The sequence below is a fragment of the Dyadobacter sp. genome, from assembly GCF_017744695.1.
Taxonomy (GTDB): domain Bacteria; phylum Bacteroidota; class Bacteroidia; order Cytophagales; family Spirosomataceae; genus Dyadobacter.
In genome coordinates this window covers 679424-696424 of the sequence record NZ_JAGIAS010000002.1, presented here as the reverse complement: position 1 = coordinate 696424, position 17001 = coordinate 679424, and the positions used below count along the sequence as shown (strand labels likewise).

Annotated in this window: 14 protein-coding genes; 5 read left to right on the top strand and 9 right to left on the bottom strand. The window is 50.8% G+C overall.

Annotation, left to right across the window (positions count from 1 at the left end; genetic code table 11):
• Positions 1-15 precede the first annotated feature (15 nt).
• Genes J7619_RS10485 through J7619_RS10475 form a run of 3 tightly spaced genes read right to left on the bottom strand, consistent with a single transcriptional unit; the run spans position 16 to position 2602 of the window.
• Positions 16-1572 (bottom strand): carboxylesterase/lipase family protein, encoded by a 1557-nt coding sequence (locus tag J7619_RS10485; RefSeq protein WP_291197700.1) that lies wholly within the window; start codon positions 1570-1572, stop codon positions 16-18.
• Between the two features lie 18 nt (positions 1573-1590).
• Complete coding sequence (locus J7619_RS10480) at positions 1591-2142, bottom strand: hypothetical protein (RefSeq protein ID WP_291197698.1); 552 nt, start codon at positions 2140-2142, stop codon at positions 1591-1593.
• Complete coding sequence (locus J7619_RS10475; protein ID WP_291197696.1) at positions 2126-2602, bottom strand: N-acetyltransferase; 477 nt, start codon at positions 2600-2602, stop codon at positions 2126-2128. The genes J7619_RS10480 and J7619_RS10475 overlap by 17 nt, the downstream gene beginning before the upstream one ends.
• Positions 2603-2819: 217 nt before the next feature.
• On the opposite strand from J7619_RS10475, the gene J7619_RS10470 reads away from it, so the two are divergent.
• Both J7619_RS10470 and J7619_RS10465 read left to right on the top strand, forming a co-directional pair.
• The gene (locus J7619_RS10470) at positions 2820-5015 is read left to right on the top strand and encodes a phosphocholine-specific phospholipase C (RefSeq protein ID WP_291197694.1); all 2196 of its coding nucleotides are present in this window, start codon (positions 2820-2822) and stop codon (positions 5013-5015) included.
• A gap of 252 nt (positions 5016-5267) precedes the next feature.
• Positions 5268-6845, top strand: coding sequence for a hypothetical protein (locus J7619_RS10465; protein WP_291197692.1), 1578 nt, complete (start codon positions 5268-5270; stop codon positions 6843-6845).
• An 80-nt stretch (positions 6846-6925) separates the two neighbouring features.
• Here the strand turns inward: J7619_RS10465 and J7619_RS10460 are convergent, their stop codons facing one another.
• Positions 6926-7807: a phytanoyl-CoA dioxygenase family protein gene (locus J7619_RS10460; RefSeq protein ID WP_291197690.1), complete on the bottom strand. Its 882-nt coding sequence runs from the start codon at positions 7805-7807 to the stop codon at positions 6926-6928.
• A gap of 161 nt (positions 7808-7968) precedes the next feature.
• Between J7619_RS10460 and J7619_RS10455 the strand changes: the two genes are divergently transcribed.
• Both J7619_RS10455 and J7619_RS10450 read left to right on the top strand, forming a co-directional pair.
• Positions 7969-8835, top strand: a complete 867-nt coding sequence (locus J7619_RS10455; RefSeq protein WP_291197688.1) for an AraC family transcriptional regulator — start codon at positions 7969-7971, stop codon at positions 8833-8835.
• Positions 8836-8913: 78 nt separating this feature from the next.
• Positions 8914-9132, top strand: a complete 219-nt coding sequence (locus J7619_RS10450) for a hypothetical protein (protein ID WP_291197686.1) — start codon at positions 8914-8916, stop codon at positions 9130-9132.
• A 380-nt stretch (positions 9133-9512) separates the two neighbouring features.
• On the opposite strand, the gene J7619_RS10445 is transcribed toward J7619_RS10450, so the two are convergent.
• Positions 9513-10031 carry a hypothetical protein gene (locus tag J7619_RS10445; RefSeq protein WP_291197684.1) on the bottom strand — a complete coding sequence of 173 codons (519 nt, stop codon included), beginning with the start codon at positions 10029-10031 and terminating at the stop codon, positions 9513-9515.
• A gap of 192 nt (positions 10032-10223) precedes the next feature.
• Here J7619_RS10445 and J7619_RS10440 point away from each other — a divergent pair, with 192 nt between their 5' ends.
• On the top strand, positions 10224-11687 hold the full coding sequence (locus J7619_RS10440) for a Gfo/Idh/MocA family protein (RefSeq protein ID WP_291197682.1): 1464 nt from the start codon (positions 10224-10226) through the stop codon (positions 11685-11687).
• 51 nt (positions 11688-11738) lie between these two features.
• Here the strand turns inward: J7619_RS10440 and J7619_RS10435 are convergent, their stop codons facing one another.
• Genes J7619_RS10435 through J7619_RS10420 form a run of 4 tightly spaced genes read right to left on the bottom strand, consistent with a single transcriptional unit; the run spans position 11739 to position 16971 of the window.
• A complete protein-coding gene (locus tag J7619_RS10435; protein WP_291197680.1) occupies positions 11739-12692 on the bottom strand; it encodes an amidohydrolase family protein in 954 nt (317 codons plus the stop codon).
• Positions 12693-12701: 9 nt separating this feature from the next.
• Positions 12702-14441: an amidohydrolase family protein gene (locus J7619_RS10430; protein WP_291197678.1), complete on the bottom strand. Its 1740-nt coding sequence runs from the start codon at positions 14439-14441 to the stop codon at positions 12702-12704.
• A gap of 12 nt (positions 14442-14453) precedes the next feature.
• Entirely contained in the window at positions 14454-14804 is a 351-nt protein-coding gene (locus J7619_RS10425) for a high-potential iron-sulfur protein (RefSeq protein WP_291197676.1), read from the bottom strand.
• Between the two features lie 34 nt (positions 14805-14838).
• Complete coding sequence (locus J7619_RS10420; protein ID WP_291197674.1) at positions 14839-16971, bottom strand: PVC-type heme-binding CxxCH protein; 2133 nt, start codon at positions 16969-16971, stop codon at positions 14839-14841.
• Between the last annotated feature and the right edge of the window lie 30 nt (positions 16972-17001).

The following is a 17001-nucleotide window of genomic DNA, read 5'->3' as shown; positions in this document are numbered from 1 at the left end:
GGCTTCCAGCCAATTCTACCGTTTGGCGGCCTGTTCAATCTGGAAATCCAGCGCGGCCTGTTCGGCCAGTGGCCCTGCTTTTATTTCGTCGCCAAGTAATATCATTTGGGGGGCATTCGAATTAAATGCGGGCCATTGCGGCAGGCCTGTGCCATTCGGATTCCCTGTTTTGACAAAATTCACCCAATAGGCGGACATGACGTTTGCAATCTGATCGTCGGTTGCTTCCAGTGGCCGCAATGCGCGATCGATGAAACGGAGATTGTCATACGCATAGGCGACCTCGGCTGTGTGGAATGCGCCATAGCGGGCATAGATGCCCCTAGCAGGCAGCTTTCGCGTGAAACGATACAGGTATACGCCTTTGTTCTGCCGCGACTGCGCCAGCGCCCACGCGTAGTTTTGCATACCGAAGCTCCCGTCACGCGCAAGTTCGTTCTGTGAATGGGCCGCTTGTTCGTCGGTTTGGGCCGGGTAGTATTGAAAAAAAGTTTGCGCAGCCGGGCCTAACAGCTGGTTATAAGCAGATTGAAATTCGGCAGCGGTTTTCGGTTTCTCTACCGCATTTTCATTCTGATTCCAACCTGTCAGCAGCGTTACGGGGTTTTGTTTTCCGGCCTGGTAAATGACGGAAATAGGTTCAGGGAGTACAAAACCGTCGACAATCGGCGCCCGGAATGTGAATACCTTTTTGAGGATCACATCGGAAGGAAGCTTCCTGAGCTCTGCCAGAGATGCGGCCCCCAGCTCCTGACCAACCTTCAAACCACCGTTTTCCGCCTGTTTCAACGAAGGATAGTTTCTGCCAAATCCGGCGCCGCTCTCGGCGATTGCCTTGTTGAAAAGCCCTTTTGCCTGTGGGCTCACAACGAGGCAGTTAACGCTCATAGATCCTGCTGACTGGCCTGCAATAGTCACATTGTCGGGATCGCCGCCAAACTGCGCAATGTTCTTTTTTACCCATTTCAAAGCGGCGATCTGGTCCATCAATCCGTAATTCCCCGAGGCATTCTTTCCTGATTCTTTGGTTAATTCGGGATGCGCAAAAAAACCGAATGCTCCCACACGATAATTGATGCTGACGAAAACAACGCCTTTTTTCGCCGTTGCTTCGCCATCATAAATCGCGCATCCTGCGCCGCCGCTCACAAAGCCGCCGCCGTAAATCCAGACGATTACCGGTTTTTTGGCGGCTGTTTTGCCTTGCTTTTCAGTCCATACATTGAGATAAAGGCAATCTTCGCTGATAGGTGTTTCAGGGATCAGAAATTCCGCACTCCACATGCTGAAAGGTGCCGGTTCCCCTTGCACCGGGCTGGGGCCGAACTTGTCACAGGCCAGCACGCCGCTCCACTTTTTTACCGGCTGCGGTGCTTTCCAGCGCAAATCTCCAACTGGTGGTGCCGCAAACGGTATGCCTTTATAAATATTGATCCGGCCATCCGAACTCTTGGTGCCCGAAATCCTGCCACCTTCGACCCGGAGCGTATCGGCAGCCAGCGCGGCGAAATGAAAGCCAGTGAAAACCGCCACCAGCAGGAGGTAGCGAATGGAGAATGCGCGTAAGTTCATTCGACGTAATATGATCGTTTAAAGCGTAAGTTCGATTTTATTTTTGACGTGCTTGCTTTCCTGCTCACGAATAGCGGTATCCTGCATAAGCTCCGCCTCCTTTGATTTTTGCAGCAGCCTGAGCCACCATGACGCTGGTATCAGACCATTGGAATGCAGCTCAAGGCGGATCAGGAACTCCTTCGGCGGGGTACGATGGCCATTCAGATACTGGCTGAGGACGTAAGGTTTCACATCCACATCATCGGCAAATTCCTTATCCTTCTTGTCCTGCGCGCGGATGTATTCATTAAGGAAGTATTGGAAGTTCCAGTGCTCTTTGGGATCGATTTGGTCGATATAGTTGAGTATCTGGTACTTGATTTGCAACATTTTGGATTGTTTCAGCTCTTCCGGCGTGCGATTGGCCATTTGTCTTCGTCGCTCCGCCCAGAATTCTTCTTCTGCCAGACGCTGTTCTTCAGTAGGTGGATCAACCGGAAATACAAAAGCATCAGCAAGCTCTTCAAGTGTATATTCCCTGAATAATCTCTCGATTACTTTTCGTTCACTTTTAGTTGGTGTCCTCATGATATCTGTTAATTAAAATTTCACTATTAGATCCCTCTATAATCATCGAAAAACCGGTATACTTGAAACCATATTCGGAGCGATAATGATCGATTATCTTGGTTTTAGGCCTCAGATAAACAAAACCACCAAATCCGGCTTCGACTGATTTCGAACAAGCGAAAGCAATCAGTGATCCGGCGATCCTTTCGTATCGCTTTCGTCTGCCGGTATGCTCGCTCGCATTCGCAATCAATCGGATCTCTATCGCGCGATTGCTGGCTTGGTAATCAAGAGAAATAAGGCCAAGAATTTCACGCGAGCGAACAAGTTTTAGGCCGTACACTTCGTAGAGAGCTTCTGTTTTCCAATCAAAGTGAAATTGCTTTTTGCCGACCAGCATTACCTCTTTTCTGGAAAGCCTGCTGATGACCGCCGGCAGTCGTTCGCCGGTTAGTTTATCTTCTAAGTAGTACCCCATAAAAATACAAAAAAGTTTACAGATTTGGTAAACATTTTACCGATTTTAATACTGATTTAGACGGCGTAAACGGGCTTTGGTAACAGGGGTAGAGGCACCGATTCGTAAACGGCTAGTTTCGGCGGATTAACGGAATGTGAAATTGTGCAGGGAAATCACGACAGTCGGTTAAATGCAATGCTATTCCGCCTTTTGACTGAAAAACTGATTCAGAAAAATGTCGGAAATAGATCGTCGGAAATTTCTTAAAATATCTGCGGGAGCTGCGGGGGCCGGGGCTGCGTTGAATTTGTTGCCTCCATTAATCCGCAAAGCATTGGCTGTGAAGGCGTACAGTCCTACCAAAACGATCCGCGATGTGCAGCATGTGGTGATCCTGATGCAGGAAAACCGCTCTTTCGACCACTACTTCGGTGCAATGCGAGGCGTCAGGGGTTTTGGTGACCGGTTTCCGATCCCGCTCGAAAGCGGTAAGCGTGCATTTGTACAGTCGGACGGAAAGCGCGAATATTCGCCTTATCGTGCCGATAAAAAGACGGTCAACGCGGCGCTCGTGAACGGAACGCCCCATGATTTTCCTGACACGCAAGCGGCCTGGAATCAGGGTAAATATGGCTTCTGGCCGATGTTCAAGACGCCGTATTCCATGGCCTACTATACGAGGGAAGAAATTCCGTTCCAGTATGCCCTGGCAGAGGCCTTTACGATTTCTGATGCATATCATTGCTCCATCGCGACAGGTACCGACCCGAACAGGATCGTTTTCTGGTCGGGTTCTAACGCAGACCCGGAAAAGCGCGCCGCCGGTATCAATTGTACCGATGCCGATTCCGAACCGGTGAATCTGCGCTGTTGGGTAGAAGGGAAAATGCCCGATCCCGGGTATACCTATCGCGGCAATGCGTTTAAATGGGATACTATCCCGGACGTTCTGCAAAAGGCGGGCGTCAGCTGGCGTATTTACCAGGATCCGAACGATAACTGGACGGGCGCCATGCATGGCTGCCTGGCGTTTGAAAGCTTTCGCACGGCCAAACCTGGTTCGCCAATTTATGAAAACGGTATGAAGCACTGGTCGATCCGCGACTTGACGGAGCACGTGAAAAACAACACCTTGCCGCAGGTGAGCTGGGTGTTGCCGTCACAAAGCAATTCGGAACACCCCAGCGGGCCGTCGAGCCCGAACCGCGGAGGCGATTTTACGCACCAGGTGCTGGCCGCCGTCACCGCTAACCCGGAGGTTTGGAGTAAAACCGTGTTCTTCCTCACGTTTGATGAAAACGACGGGCTTTTCGATCACCTTCCGGCACCGGCCGTTCCTTCTTATAACGCGGACGGATCGCTGGCCGGGAAATCCACGATCGACCTCGCCGGAATGTATTTTAACAATGACAAAGGCATTTCCGATTTTCCCAATCCTTTCCACGAGGCCGACATGAAAAAGGGCGGACCGGTGCGGACACGCATTTACCAGGACAAACGCGACACAATTACAGGCAATGCCCGTCCGTGGGGCATGGGGCCGCGCGTGCCGATGTACATTATTTCGCCTTGGAGCAAGGGCGGCTGGGTCAACTCCGAAATCGCAGATCACACTTCTGTCGGGCAGTTTCTCGAAAAACGGTTCAATGTGGTGATTCCGGCGATCAGTCCGTGGCACCGCTCCGTGAGTAGCGACCTGACTTCGGCGTTCGATTTTGTCACACCGAATGATCCCGTTTTTCCGCCATTGCCGGAAACCGCCGACTATGCGAGCATTGAAGAGGCGTCCCGACAACTCCCCAGGGCTACCGCGCCTGAATCGCCCGGGCCATTATTCCAGGAAAAGGGGACGCGTTACTCACGCGCGCTCCCTTATCACTTGCATACGCACGCGAAGGTAATTTCAAATAAAATTGCGTTGCTGTTTGAAAACAAGGGCACTGTTGGGGCTGTCTTTCATGTATACGACCTCAAACACCTCGACCGGATCCCGCGGCGTTACACCGTGGAGGCGGGGAAGTCACTTTCGGATGAATGGGCGCTTGCTCCTGAATCTGAGGGGTATGGCTTGGAAGTTTTTGGCCCCAATGGTTACTTTCGTTGTTTTTCGGGGACCAGCGCAGGTATGGAGCCCGAAGTAAAGGCGAGTTATGACCCTAGCAAGGGTATGCTACGTCTGGAACTGCGAAACCCCGGCCAATCGGCCGCGGAAGTAACCATAGCAGATAGCTACAATCCATCGAAGCCTGTAAACGTTACGATACCAGCTGGCAAGAGGCTAACCAGAGAGTGGACCTGTGGCAATCAGGGGAATTGGTATGATCTTGCGGTTCGGTTCAAAAACCAGGAAACATATCTGCGCCGTTTGGCAGGGAGGATCGAAACGGGTAAACATAGCATCAGCGACCCGGCCATGGGCACGGAGATTTAAAATATGTTTGTAAATAAAAAATATATTTTCGCAACGCGGACACCCAATTCGGGTGTCCTTTTTTTTGAGCTGCAAAAATAGCTGTTCTAATACGAAAAGCGCTTTTCGTATAACAATGATCGTTATTGATAAACACCCCGATTATCTTGTTCGGATAACCCGTTGCTAATGTTTTATTGATGGATCAACCTGGCGGATCGATGGTCATTGCGGTTCGGATAGGAATTTCTATGTATTTTAATTTCAAGCTATATGAAAACCTTCCCATTATTCAATGCGGAGAGGGCAGGTGTGCTGTCTTTCGTAAAGAAAATTGAATTGGAGAATTTGAAACCGGGGATATTTCCCCGAAACCATTCCCGATATGCATATCCACGATTAAATCTCATTGACTTATTGGTTATTGCCTCATTTTGCTATCTGCTTTTTCCAGTCGCGATTTTTGTGGCCGGTTTTATCCGGGTTGAAATATCCGTCATTCTCATGGCATTGGTTTGTTGTGGATTGTATAACCCAATTCGTAAAGCCACTTTCCCGGCCAATTTTAAAATACATTTCGAAAATATAGCGTCGGAATGGTACATCTGGCGCGGACATCTGGTACTGATCAGTCTGCTGGCGTTGGTCTGGTTGTCATTTTCCAGCATTGGCGGCATTGGCTATCGTAATTTTGATTCAGGCATACGGAGTTCTTTGCTATGGCATCTTGTAACTGGTTCCTGGCCCTTGTATTTTGAGGCGGGTTATTTCGGAAAAGAGTTTGGTGCTATTTCGGACAAGGCCTATGTCTACTACTTTGCCTATTACCTTCCCGCCGCGGTTGCAGGCAAATTGCTGGGCTGGAAAGCCGCAAACCTGGCTCTTTTCGCCTATTCCTGGTTGGGCGCGTCGCTTGCGCTGATGTTCGTGCGCGTGTATGTACGGCAGCGTGGGTACGCAGTTACGCTGATGATTTTTATCGGAATTTGCCTGTTCGGAGGAATGGATTACGTTTGCAACTGGTTGCTGGACCTCACGACAGATCGGTCGGAAATGTGGCTTAGTCCTCTGCATTATTTTTCACACACAAGGAATTTGTTCTGGGCACCGCAGCATTGTTTGCCAACCTGGTTGATAATCGGGGTTATCTTGAACGGCCAACAAATCAACCCGGTTTTGATGCGGATTTTTCCGCTCGCTTGCGTAGCGATGCTGCTATGGTCGCCACTTTGCCTGATGGGGACTGCACCATTTGTTTTAGCCATATTTAAACATCATTGGAGGGAATGGCTGCGTTGGAGTTGGGTGAATGCAATGGCTTGTTTATTGTTTGGATTGCTATCTGCTTTTATTGTTTCCAATGACTTTTCGTTTGGAATGAATTATGCACCGTATGTGATAGAAAAATACTGGATTCAATACGGCCTTTTCCTCGTTGTTGAAATTTTGATATTGTCATCCATATTTATTTTGGGGAATTATAAGATAGCAAGAAATGATATTTTGACCGCTGCATTCGTATCGTTATTCATTATTCCTGTTTTTATACTTGGAAGGTGGAATGATTGGAGTATCAAGCTTTCTATTCCTTCGCTATTCGTATTGTCTGTATTTGCCATAAAGCAAATTATATGGCTGATTGAAAACAAAAGAAAGCCGGCGTTTATTTCGATTTTTATTTTCGCAGCCTGCGCATTAACTCCCCTCGAGGAACTGGTTTATAGCGCGAAAAACTATCGTATTTCGTTTGAAAAACCTCCGCAAATCCGCGACTTTGGGGCTAATTATATTGTTTGGCAGCAACTGGGCGATCCGGAGAGTTTGTTCTTTCGTTACTTAGCCCGGCAATAACCAACAAAAAGGCCACCCATATAAAACGGGCGGCCTTTTATGCGTGTGTGTTAATGAATGCGGATTTAGGAATAGTAGCGTTATGCGTCAAAGAGTAGCGGGAAAAACTGTCCTTTTAATTTTTCCCCTTTCGGGACGACGGGTACTCCGTCGAGTAATTGGGCATTGGTGTCGGACAAGGTACCGTCTGCAAAAACATTGATCACGAATGCGCGCCGGGACCGTTCCGAGCGGTTTTCATACGATCCGTGGACCATCAGGGGATGGTGGAACGTACCATAGCCACGCTTCATTTCGATCGGGATGGGCTTGAACTCTGCTTTTTGCTCGTCGGTCAGGTATTGCATGAGCCCTTCCATATCGCCGGCGAGTTCAGGCTTGTCGAGCAATCCCCAGCGGTGGCTTTTGGGGACATAATAAAGGCAACCGTTCTCGATCAGCGAATCGTCGAGGCCTGTCCAGCAGGTTAGGTGCTGCATCGGGACTGAGCGGGTCCAGTAAGAGTAATCCTGGTGCCATGCTACCACGCCACCGTGCCTCGCCGGTTTACAGAAAAGCTGATCGTGCCAGAAACGCACGGCCTTGTCTCCCAATAACTGGCTGGCAGCCATCACGAAAGCCGGATTCCAGAGTACATCATGAAAGCCCTCCGTCACACGCCACGCACCGAGGGCGTGCAGAAGCACCGCATTGGGGTCGGCGGATTCATTGGAGTGGAATTCGTAATATAAATGATGGCTCGGGTTGGACGGGTCGGTAGCAGCGACCAGTTCCTCGTTCAGGGCTTCTACCTGCCATTCGTCCAGCAGCTTAATGTTGGAGAGGTAGCCATTTTCGTGAAAAAAAGCCACCTGCTCGTCACTCAGGCGATATTGTTCCCACTCATCGCGGCTGGTTGGCTGCTTGAAGAGGTCAGATATTAATTCATGATACCGGGAAAGATCCCGTGTTGCTACTTCCATGATTTCTTGTTCGGCATTAGTTTTAGTGTTACAAATATGACGGATGTCATCTTTTAAGTGGCTTGCTGATTTTGACCAATAACTAACTTATTTTGTATTAACATTGAGATATAAATTTGTAATACTTGCTAAATAGGGTATAAAAAGCTGGTTCAGGAGCAATGAAAGCACAATTTGAAGCATTCCAGCCACTGCCTGACTCGTCGTTCCGCATCTTTGGATATGAGGTAGCGGAGTTTGATGCCCCGTGGCATTACCATCCGGAATACGAGCTGACGGTCATTCTGAAAAGCGAGGGAATCCGGTACGTTGGCAACAGTATGGAGAGTTTCGAAGCGGGTGACCTGGTGCTGCTTGGGCCGAACCTGCCGCATTGCTGGAAGAATACACCCGATAGTGTGGGTACGGCGAGCTCCATCGTTGTGCAATGGCCGGAAGCGTTTATGGGGCACGGGTGGCTGGATGTGGAGGAATTCAAGTCGGTCAGGCGGCTGCTGCAAATGGCAGGGCAAGGTATTCGCTTTAACCAGGAAGTGTCGGCCAGGGTAAAGCCCATGCTCGCCGAAATGCTGGAAATGCAGCCATTTCCCCGGCTGATAAAGTTTCTGGAAGTGCTTGAATTGCTGGCGTCAGTGAAAAGCATCCATTTCCTCTGTGAGCAGGGATTCGCCTATCCGCTCAACTACGAAGACAACCAGCGCATCAATACCGTTTATAACTACATCCGGGAGCATTTCTCCGAACGCATTACCCTCGCCACACTTTCGGACCTCGTGTATATGAGTGAGGAATCGTTTTCGCGGTTTTTCAGTCGGACGATGCAAAAGCCGCTATTTACCTTTTTGAATGAGTACCGAATTAATATGGCTTCTAAAATGCTTATCGAAACCGATATGCAGGTAGCGGAGATCAGTTTTGCCTGTGGTTACGAAAGTCCGCCCTTCTTTTTCAGGCAGTTCCGTAAATTCGGAGGTATGACTCCCGCCACCTACCGCAAGCAATTTCGCACCACCGAAGCCGCAGGATAATCGGTGCACTAAAAATTTTTTTGATCGGAAAAGAAGGCATATTTTCGGAGCATCAAACATCAAAACTCACACTCACTCATGGAAATAGCAAACTTACTTTCCGACATCATTCTCATTGCCTCCGGTGCCTGGATAGTTTTCCAATTGGGGCGCCTTGCATACCGGTCGGTTCGCTTTATTTACAATGCACTCTACGGGGATTTTGTCCTGACCAATCCCAGAACAGGCAAATCGGTTACCCTGGGGCGCCATCATCGGGATGGTCTTTCCCAGGAAATTCAAGATATTCTCGATTGATGCCGGCGCGGCCAAGGGCTCCGGCTCCTTATCCTAAAAGTAAAGCCATTGCAACGATCACCACTGCTTTGAGCGCAGTGATTTTCAGAGTTCCTGACGGCACCTTGAAGGAAATCTTACTCGTAACGGTCGGACTATTGGCCTACTTTGTTTACCATAGTTTTGTGATTCTGAAACGTTTTGTTTTTCACGAAGTTATCCATCTGGTTTCGCTGAACCTTACTGAAAAAAAGGTAGAGAAGTATATTCGGGTGTTAGAAATCGAATACCGGGATCCGGAAACATCGTCGGAAAGACAGACCGAAATCAGGTGCGAAATGAAGCGGTACAGGAGTCAGTTGGCTCAAAAGCGGTTTGAAAGCCTGACCTGACAGAACCTGCTACCGTGCCTTCGTAAACGTTTTACTCAACTTCGCATCAAATGTCACATCCACGACCGGGCCGCCGGAGACCGATTGGTCAAATTTCAGGGTACCGGCCAGATGATCGGGTGTATCAGCGGTTAAGGTCAGGAACTCGTTCTGGGCAGTGCCGGAGTATTGTACGAGCTGGTTGTTCAGGCTGATCCAGTAAAGCAACCGAGGTGCGGCGTCGAGGTCGACCTGCAAGCCTTCAATGTATTGATCCACACAATTCATAGCGCCGCACGACTTGATTTTATCGTCCAGAGAGTTGGTCGTGAATATCAGGCGACGGATTTTTTTGCCGTTGTCGAAACCGTCGGGCCCGGCGATGAAGTAGGCCGACTTAATATTCATATCAAAAGCTTTGCTGCCGGTTTTATAGACCAATTTGCCTTTTCCGACGTCGGAATGGGTCGTGAGCGCGAGCAGGAACAGTGTACAGCCTGCGAGCAGCCAACGGAAATTTGTTGGGCGAAAGTAGAGATGTGTTTTCATGGGACGGGGCGTTTGAGGATGGGTAAAAGTTAGGAAAAAACAGTGATTTTTTTGTTGAATTCCTATCGAGTGGATGGCCATTATTATAATTTTCAGAGTAAATACTTGAAAAAAAGTACTTAGGCGAGTAGTAAATTAAGGTGAAGTACCTGTAATCTGTATATCCATTTCCTAAATCAAAAAATCACGTACATGGAAAAAAAGAATACCGTTCAAGAGCAGCCTTCTTCTTCGCGGAGGGATTTCATTAAAGCGGCCGCGGGTACAGCCGCAGGCCTGATGATTGTCCCGCGCCACGTGCTGGGCAAGGGATACGTGGCCCCCAGCGACAAGCTGACTGTGGCAGGAGTAGGTGTCGGCGGAAAAGGAACGTCCGACATTGCCAATTTCTTCAAAAGCGGTAAAGCCAATATCGGCTACCTGTGCGATGTGGATGACAGACGTGCAGCCACCTCCGTTAAAAACTTCCCACAAGCCAAGTTCTACAAAGACTGGCGGGAAATGTTTGAAAAAGAATCTAAGAATTTTGATGCGGTTTCAGTTTCGACACCCGATCACACGCACGCGGTGGTAGCCATGGCGGCGATGCAACTGGGTAAGCACGTTTACGTGCAGAAACCGATGACCCATGATATTTACGAGGCACGTATGCTCACCGAAGCGGCTGCCAAGTACAAAGTAGTAACCCAAATGGGTAACCAGGGCTCGTCGGGTGACGGTGTTCGCCAGTTGCACGAGTGGCACGATGCCGGCATTATCGGCAATGTGCATACTGTTTATATCTGGACCAACCGTCCGATCTGGCCGCAAGGTATTCCCTGGCCGACCGACAAGCCGGCGGTTCCGAAAGAACTTGACTGGAATCTGTGGCTCGGTACGGCACCTTATAAAGACTACGTAGAGAATCTGATCCCCGGAAGCTGGCGCGGATGGTGGGATTACGGCACGGGCGCATTGGGTGACCTTGGTTGCCACCTGATGGAAGCGCCTTTCCGTATCCTGGATCTGAAATATGCATTGGACATGCAGGCGAGCGTTGGAAGCGTATTTACGGCATTTGGCAAACGGGGTATTTTCCCCGACAGCTGCCCGCCATCAAGCCATGCAACTCTTACTTTCCCGAAAACACCTAAGACAAAAGGGCAAGTGACCATGCACTGGATGGACGGCGGTATCAAGCCTGAGCGTCCCGAAGAGCTCGGCCCTAATGAACTGTTTGGGGACGGTAACAGCGGTATCCTGTTCGTAGGTACCAAGGGCAAAATGATGGCCAGCGAATATGCTGCAAACCCACGCCTGTTGCCGCTTTCGCGCATGGAAGAAGTGAAGGTGAAACAGAAATTTGCCCGGGTGCCCGGTTCGGCGGAAGGCCATTATGCGCAATGGGTTGAAGGTTGTATCGCAGGCTATGGTAAGATGGAGCTGAGTTCGCCGTTCGAAAAAGCGGGGCCATTGACAGAGGCGATCCTGATGGCCAACCTCGCAATCCGCGGTGCGGATATGCCCAAACCGCGTGCAACCGGTAATGGATACGACTATCCGGGAGCCAACCTGAAAATGCTTTGGGATTATAAAAACATGAAGGTGACAAACTTCGATGAAGTTAACCAGTGGGTAAAACGGAATTACCGCGAGGGTTGGAGCCTGGGAGTTTAATGTAATGCAAGATTAGAGAAAAGCCCTTCTGCGTAGGCGGAAGGGCTTTTCTTATGCTATTTTAAAAAGCTTTTTAGCATTATTATAGAGGACTTTTCGTTCGATCTGCTTTGATGCTGCCAGCTTCCGAATTTCGGCGATCGTTTGCGCGCCCTGGCATTTTTCGCCGGAGCCGATGTGATCGTCGCAGTCGCTGCCGTAGAGGAGCTTGTCCTGGTGACGTATCAGAAATGCACGCGCATGCTCCTCGTCGCGGGTCATGGAAAGGAGTCCTGATCCCGCGGACATGTCGCCGTACATGTTTGGGTAGTCACTCAACAGCCTGTCGGTAAGGCCGCCAGGTGTGACTTTGGTTTTGGGATACAAAATGCTTTGGTCGGTATGGCCTTTGTCGATATTGGCCCACCAGGTCTGTGCGTGCCCTATGAAATTCACTTTCGGGTATTTTTCGAGCATTTTAGGGAAACGCTCGAAATTGTAATTGAACATCTGGAACTGCCAATGCATCAGTACCGGCACCTGGTGTTCTTCGGCGAGTTTGTAAATGCGCTGCATTTCCTTTGAATCACAATCCACACCGAATTTCAACTCGCCGATTACACGCCCGCCAAGTTTTAGGTATTTTTCAATTTCCTGAACGGCGTCGGGCAAATCAGGGACTTCATTCGAGCCAAATACAAACTCACCGGGGTATTTTTGGGCAATGCCGTAGCATGCTTCATTGCCTGCGCATTGTGCTTGCAAGCCATTGGTTTTTCCCTGATGCGTGGAAGTCCCGAACGCGGGCGTGCCCGCGGGTAGCAGGATTGTATGCGTAATGCCCATCGCGCGCTGGTGCGCGACGAGCACGTCGTCCGGTCGCGCGGCGTAATGCACATGCTGATGAATATCGATAATAGGTTCCTCAACGGCTGCTCCGGCTTGCGTACCCATAGCGTGGCCAAGCAGTAGCAGCCCGGCACCGGCCAGAAACTCCCTTCTTGATAAATGACTCGTATTGCACATGGTTTGGTTTTATTTGGATACTTGCGAAGGCCGGTTATGTTCCGGTAGCCTGTCGAGGCACGGTTTGATGACCTGCATGGCATTTTCAGCCAGTATTTTCTTTTTGATTTCCAGTGGTAATGTCGAGAATACCAGCCACCCGAGCTGCTGGCGCGGATCACGCATCGGCAAATCTGAGCCATACAGAATGCGGTTTTCTCCCGCGCCTACCACAAGGTACTCGATCACTCCGAGCGGAACGGGCGTCAGGGTGATTTCGGCAAACACATTCGGGTACTTTTTCATAGCAGCAATCGCCATGTCGGCCATTTTGTAGCTGCCACCCGCATGTGCGATCACCCAGCGGACGTCGGGGTATTTCCTCGCAAGCGTTTCTACTTCCAGTAAATCGGAGCGGGAATTGTGGATCAAACCGTAAAATTGATTTTGATTACCATATTCCCACCACACATCGTACACCGGATCGTGGTATTCGAAGCCATAAAACTGATAGGGTTTCATGCCTATGAACCGCTTGTCGGCATACACCTCTGTGATCATTTTGCGCAATTCCTCCTGGCTGTAATGGCTAGGATCAAAAGTAGCGAGGCCCCAGTAACCCTTGGGCGCGACGTCCAGCGCTTCGGCGGTACACGGATTCCCCGCAATCGCATTCTGGCTTACCACGCCATTCCAGCTCATAATGCCGCCACCCTGGTACCCCAGCCGCTTTGCCACGGCAAATATCCCTTTGGGTCCGCCATTCTCCATACGGTACGTCCAGCCGCCGCTATTGAGCCCTTCGTGCAGCATATGCATGTGCATGTCTATCACGGGTACGGGCAGGGGCGAGCCCGCGCGTACCGCCTGCATGAGGATATCCTCGTTTTTGTTTTTGCGTAGTGCAGGTTTCGACGTGACTTTCAACAGCCGCAGCAGGTTGCCGCCGGCGATTTTAGCACGGTCCGCATCGGGAATGGCTGCATAGTCAATGTAAGTCCGGTGGGCGCCGGCCGACATTGCAGGACTGTTTGAGGCAAAAATCAGCTGATCGGTGCAGCCTGTGCGGTGCAGGTATTCAAGGCCTTCGTTGATCTGGAAATTGTCGAAACTGATATGCAGGTTCTTGTATTGCTGCACGAGCGGTAGCACATACCGCTGCTCGTTCCAGACGCCGCCGGTGAGCAGGAGCGGCAGATAAGGGTGGCGATTCAGAAATTCCTCCACGTCCTCCCATGCCCCCAGCTCGCTGGCGGTGGTGATGGTCAGTGTTTTTGTTTTACTCAAATGCGCAAACAACGGTGTGCAGTGCCGCGCTTTCCAGTCCCACGCATTGGTTTTTGGATGAATAGTTACTGCCCTCACGTCATGTTCCGACATCAGTTTACCGAGTTGCCCCGGCTCGGGGAACTCGCCCGTCTGGTGCGGCATCGCATTCCAGACCGGGAACAGGTGCGGATACGGTTTAAGCATCCGATTCAGTTCCAGGTTGGAATACATCAGGTCATAGTTGACCGACTGCGTGTAAGCCACGAGCGCTGCGGAGATCGAGCATTGATCCATGTCGTTCAAGAGATCGTCCAGCCTCCATTTTTCTGCCGGATGCTTGTACTTCCGCGGCCCAATGCGGGTAAAACCGTCAAAATACAGCAGCCCATCCTTGACGACTTCCCGCCCTTCGGTAACAAACCTGGGCAAAACCGATGCTCCAACCCCCAAAATGGCATTGGTTTTCAGGAAATCACGGCGATTAAATGGCTGTTGCGGCATGTGTCAGGTAATTTAAACTTGTGGGGCCCAGTAAGTGCAATGTCCTTCGGGATTTACCGGCCCTGTAAAAAGCAGGCAGCCTCCGCATTCTTTACCTTCCTTCGCCGGAACCCACAATTTACAGTTATCGCATTGGCTGTCGGGCAGGGGCGATTTGTTGGTATAGCCCAAAGATTTGCGCTTTTGCACGTCGGTAGGGTCCACGCCCGTGAGGTCACCGCATGGGTCGGCCACGGGGGTAACGGCTTTGGCGACGGGCTGCTTTTTAGCACCGGCGCAGGCCAGGAGCCATGTTGTGCTACCGGCGGCGCCCCAGGCAAGGCATTGGCGAAGGAAAATTCTGCGGTTGGCAAGTGGGTTCATATCGTTCTGGTGAATGGGTTGGGAACAGGTGTCCTTAATTGATGTTCAGTGCTTTTTTGAGCTCTGAGGCTTGCTTGCGGACGGCATCGGAGCTGTGGTTTTCCAGTTTTTGCAAATGTTTAGAAACCTGCTTTTCCGCTTCCTTTTTGTTGGTTGATTTTTTAATACCCTTCGAAAGTCCCGTCATCGCGGCCACTGCCCATTGCGGATCGGTGGAGGCGGCAGCGGAGTTCAGCAATTCCAGAAGTGAAGCAATATCGCCTTTGCCGTTTCGTGCGCCGGCTATGTAGCCAAAGTCTTCCACCAGTTTGAGTTTCCCTGGTGCAACTGCATCGAAAAAATTGCCCCGGCTTGCCAGTAACTGCGCCATTTCGGGCGATGAGCCGCTTTCGGAACTGAGTACTGCCAACCGCCACGATGCATTCTCTGATTGTTTTTCCGCTACGCCAGCCAACGCGCCCAGCACCTCTTTACCACTGAATTGCCCCGTGCTCAATGCGGCCTGATAAGCCACCTGCGGTGCGGGATCTGCCATCAACCGGATCATTTCGGGCAAAAACGCCGGATACTTTTCGGCGAGGATCACAGCATGTTCACGAACACCCGGGTGAGCGTCGCTTAACGCCTTTTTGACAATCGCCTCATTCAGTCCGTCGAGCGCTTCCAGTGTATAAATCGCGTGAAGGCGTGTCCTCGGGTCAGCATGTGTGGTGGCCATTTGCTGCAATGCGGTAATGACAGATTTTTCCTGTTTTTCAACCAAAAACCGTTGCGCATTCAGCCTCCACCATTGGTTAGGATGTTCTAGCAGGGCTACGAGTTCGGCGGGCGTTTTGGTACGGAGGTCGGGAAGGGTAACGGGCCGCTTTTCTCCCTGTTTCGGGAAAATGCGCCAGATGCGGCCATACTGCTCACCATTAGCAAAATCCATATCCTTTTTGAGATCTTCGGGGATCGAAACGGGTGTTTCGATGTGCTGCCGGTACATATCCACTATATACAGGTAACCATCCGGGCCGGAAGCAAGATTGGCCGGGCGGAACCACGGGTCGGTAGAAGCAAGGAATTCACGGTCTTTTTCAGCGGCGTCGCGGCTGGCAATGAATGCGGGCGAGCCATTGGAAGTGGTGATCACGTCGCGGTGGACGAGGTTACCCATTACTTCGCCTGTAAACACATTGTTTCGAAACTCCTGCGGAAAACCGTCGCCTCCGTAGAAAGTACCGCCCGACGCGCCCGTGAAATGGTCGCGGGCATATTCGGTAAACCCGGTTTTCAGCGAATCATACTTCGCTTGCCGGCGGTCGGAGCGTTGCTGGCGCCAGTAGGGCGTGGCCGATTTCTGGAACATTTCCAGTTCATGGTCGGAAATATTGACGTCGCTGCGGAATGATGGCAGGTAATTGTGCCGGTGCAGGTAGCGCCATGCGATCGGCGACTGCTGGATGTGCAATGTGTTTTGCGTATAAAAACGGTGGCCCCAGTCGTCCATGGCCAACCCGAACTGCCCATTGCCCGACTCGACTTCGAACAGTTTCTTGTCCAGCCTGAACCTGAAATTACCGCCCGCGACATTCAATGGCGGCATCTCGGGCCGGAGCGGGGAGGTGATCATTCCTGCTTGCCCGCTATTATTGGCGTATATCCAGTTGTCGACGCCATACCGCATGCTCGTGATTTGCGCTTCCGAATTTTTGGCAAAAAAGCCGGTGAACAACACCTCGCGGGCATCAGCCTTAAAGTCGCCGTTGGTATCGCGCAGCAGCAGGATATCGGGTGCGGCGCAGACGAGCAGGCCGTCTTTGTAGGGCAAAACGCTGGTAGCGCTGGGCAGGCCTTCGGCGAAAACGTAGGATTTGTCGATCTTACCATCACTATTGGTGTCTTTCAGCAGCCGGATACGTCCTTTGAAATGCCCCGGCTGGGCATCGTAAGGGTAGTCGCCCATTTCCACCACAAACGCATTGCCCGACGCATCGAAGACCAGGTCGACAGGCGACAGCACTTCCGGCTCTGTGACGAACGGTTCGATGCTGAATGCTTCGCGCAGCTGGAACGTCTTCGCCGATTCGGCCGGTGAAAGGGCTTCGGTATACCGTTTTTGGGCGATGGTGTGAAATGAAAGCAGTGTCATAGCGGATACTGCAAGTGTTTTCAACTGCGTCATTGCATGATAAAGGTTAGGAAAAATAGTTTC

What these genes read in the sequence shown, in the direction of transcription:
- J7619_RS10485 (WP_291197700.1), bottom strand. Translation starts at nt 1,572, where the DNA reads ATGAACTTACGCGCATTCTCCATTCGCTACCTCCTGCTGGTGGCGGTT.
- J7619_RS10425 (WP_291197676.1), bottom strand. Translation starts at nt 14,804, where the DNA reads ATGAACCCACTTGCCAACCGCAGAATTTTCCTTCGCCAATGCCTTGCC.
- J7619_RS10465 (WP_291197692.1), top strand. Translation starts at nt 5,268, where the DNA reads ATGAAAACCTTCCCATTATTCAATGCGGAGAGGGCAGGTGTGCTGTCT.
- J7619_RS10420 (WP_291197674.1), bottom strand. Translation starts at nt 16,971, where the DNA reads ATGACGCAGTTGAAAACACTTGCAGTATCCGCTATGACACTGCTTTCA.
- J7619_RS10440 (WP_291197682.1), top strand. Translation starts at nt 10,224, where the DNA reads ATGGAAAAAAAGAATACCGTTCAAGAGCAGCCTTCTTCTTCGCGGAGG.
- J7619_RS10480 (WP_291197698.1), bottom strand. Translation starts at nt 2,142, where the DNA reads ATGAGGACACCAACTAAAAGTGAACGAAAAGTAATCGAGAGATTATTC.
- J7619_RS10430 (WP_291197678.1), bottom strand. Translation starts at nt 14,441, where the DNA reads ATGCCGCAACAGCCATTTAATCGCCGTGATTTCCTGAAAACCAATGCC.
- J7619_RS10445 (WP_291197684.1), bottom strand. Translation starts at nt 10,031, where the DNA reads ATGAAAACACATCTCTACTTTCGCCCAACAAATTTCCGTTGGCTGCTC.
- J7619_RS10455 (WP_291197688.1), top strand. Translation starts at nt 7,969, where the DNA reads ATGAAAGCACAATTTGAAGCATTCCAGCCACTGCCTGACTCGTCGTTC.
- J7619_RS10435 (WP_291197680.1), bottom strand. Translation starts at nt 12,692, where the DNA reads ATGTGCAATACGAGTCATTTATCAAGAAGGGAGTTTCTGGCCGGTGCC.
- J7619_RS10475 (WP_291197696.1), bottom strand. Translation starts at nt 2,602, where the DNA reads ATGGGGTACTACTTAGAAGATAAACTAACCGGCGAACGACTGCCGGCG.
- J7619_RS10470 (WP_291197694.1), top strand. Translation starts at nt 2,820, where the DNA reads ATGTCGGAAATAGATCGTCGGAAATTTCTTAAAATATCTGCGGGAGCT.
- J7619_RS10450 (WP_291197686.1), top strand. Translation starts at nt 8,914, where the DNA reads ATGGAAATAGCAAACTTACTTTCCGACATCATTCTCATTGCCTCCGGT.
- J7619_RS10460 (WP_291197690.1), bottom strand. Translation starts at nt 7,807, where the DNA reads ATGGAAGTAGCAACACGGGATCTTTCCCGGTATCATGAATTAATATCT.